The organism is Streptomyces anatolicus, from assembly GCF_019400875.1.
Taxonomy (GTDB): domain Bacteria; phylum Actinomycetota; class Actinomycetes; order Streptomycetales; family Streptomycetaceae; genus Streptomyces; species Streptomyces anatolicus.
In genome coordinates this window covers 1-1,550 of record NZ_WMBF01000805.1, presented here as the reverse complement: position 1 = coordinate 1,550, position 1,550 = coordinate 1, and the positions used below count along the sequence as shown (strand labels likewise).

General features: G+C 69.9%; 2 protein-coding genes. Both read right to left on the bottom strand.

Features of this window, described 5'->3' with window-relative positions:
• The coding region (locus tag GKQ77_RS32610; protein WP_219692761.1) for a NuoI/complex I 23 kDa subunit family protein at positions 1-441 on the bottom strand (441 nt) is incomplete at its 3' end.
• Between the two features lie 2 nt (positions 442-443).
• Positions 444-1,412, bottom strand: a complete 969-nt coding sequence (locus GKQ77_RS32605; RefSeq protein ID WP_219692760.1) for a complex I subunit 1/NuoH family protein — start codon at positions 1,410-1,412, stop codon at positions 444-446.
• Positions 1,413-1,550: the final 138 nt, after the last annotated feature.

The following is a 1,550-nucleotide window of genomic DNA, read 5'->3' as shown; positions in this document are numbered from 1 at the left end:
GGCCGGGACCGTCCACATCCACTCGCGGAGTTTGTCGCGCTCGTGGGTGAGTTCGTGGATGTCGGTCTCGGCGTACTCGAACTCCGGCGACCAGAAGAGGGCGTCGAAGGGGCAGACCTCGATGCAGATGCCGCAGTACATGCAGAGGGAGAAGTCGATGGCGAAGCGGTCGAGGACGTTGCGGCTGCGCTCGCGGCCGCCGGGGGCGGCGGGCGGGACCGTCTCCTTGTGGGAGTCGATGTAGATGCACCAGTCGGGGCACTCGCGGGCGCAGAGCATGCAGACCGTGCAGTTCTCCTCGAACAGGCCGATGACGCCACGGCTGCGGGGCGGCAGTTCGGGCTGGGCCTCGGGGTACTGCTGGGTGACGGTCTTCTTCGTCATCGTGCGGAGGGTGACGGCGAGGCCCTTGGCGAGGCCGGATCCGGGGATGGGAGACATGGTTAGGAGATCGCCACCTTCACGATTCCGGTGAGCGCGATCTGCGCGAGGGCGAGGGGGACGAGGGTGGTCCAGGCGAGTTTCTGGAGCTGGTCCTCGCGGAGACGGGGGTAGGTCACGCGCAGCCAGATCACGACGAAGGCGAGCACGGCCGTCTTGAGCAGGGTCCACACCCAGCCCAGGCCGTCGGCGCCCCACGGGCCGTGCCAGCCGCCCAGGAAGAGGACGGTGGTCAGGCCGCACAGGACGACGATCCCGGCGTACTCGGCGAGGAGGAAGAGGGCGAAGCGCAGGCCGGTGTACTCGGTGTAGGCGCCGAAGATGATCTCGGAGTCGGCGACGGGCATGTCGAAGGGCGGGCGTTGCAGTTCGGCGAGGCCCGCGACGAAGAAGACGAGGGCGCCGGTGATCTGCCAGGGCAGCCACCACCAGTCGAACGCGTCGACGATGCCGGGGAGCGAGACCGTGCCGGCCGCCATCGCGACGGAGGCGGCGGCGAGGAGCATCGGGAGTTCGTAGGCGAGGAGCTGGGCGGCGGTGCGGAGGCCGCCGAGGAGGGAGAACTTGTTGGCGCTGGCCCAGCCCGCCATGAGCGAGCCGAGTACACCGATGCCCATGACCGCAAGTACGAAGAAGATGCCGGCGTCGACGACCTCGCCGACCGCGCCCTCGCCGGGGCCGACCGGGATGGCGACCAGGACGAGGAGGTAGGGCAGGAGGGCGATCGCGGGGGCCAGTTGGAAGACGCGGCGGTCGGCCTGGGCCGGGACGATGTCCTCCTTCTGGGCGAACTTGACGCCGTCGGCGACGAGTTGGGCCCAGCCGTGGAAGCCGCCGGCGTACATGGGGCCGAGGCGGCCCTGCATGTGGGCCATTACCTTGTGCTCGGTCTGGCCGATGACGAGGGGCAGGACCAGGAACACGGCGAAGACGATGACGAGGCGCAGGGCGACGTCGAGGGCGTCGTTCACTCGGTGCCTCCTGGGCGTTCGCCGTTCTCCGGGTTCTGGTCGGGGCCGGGTTCCTTGGCCTCGGTGGCCTCGGTGGACCCGGTGGACCCGGTGGACCCGGTGGAGTCGGCGGGGGTGGGCTGCTCGGGCCCTGAGGGC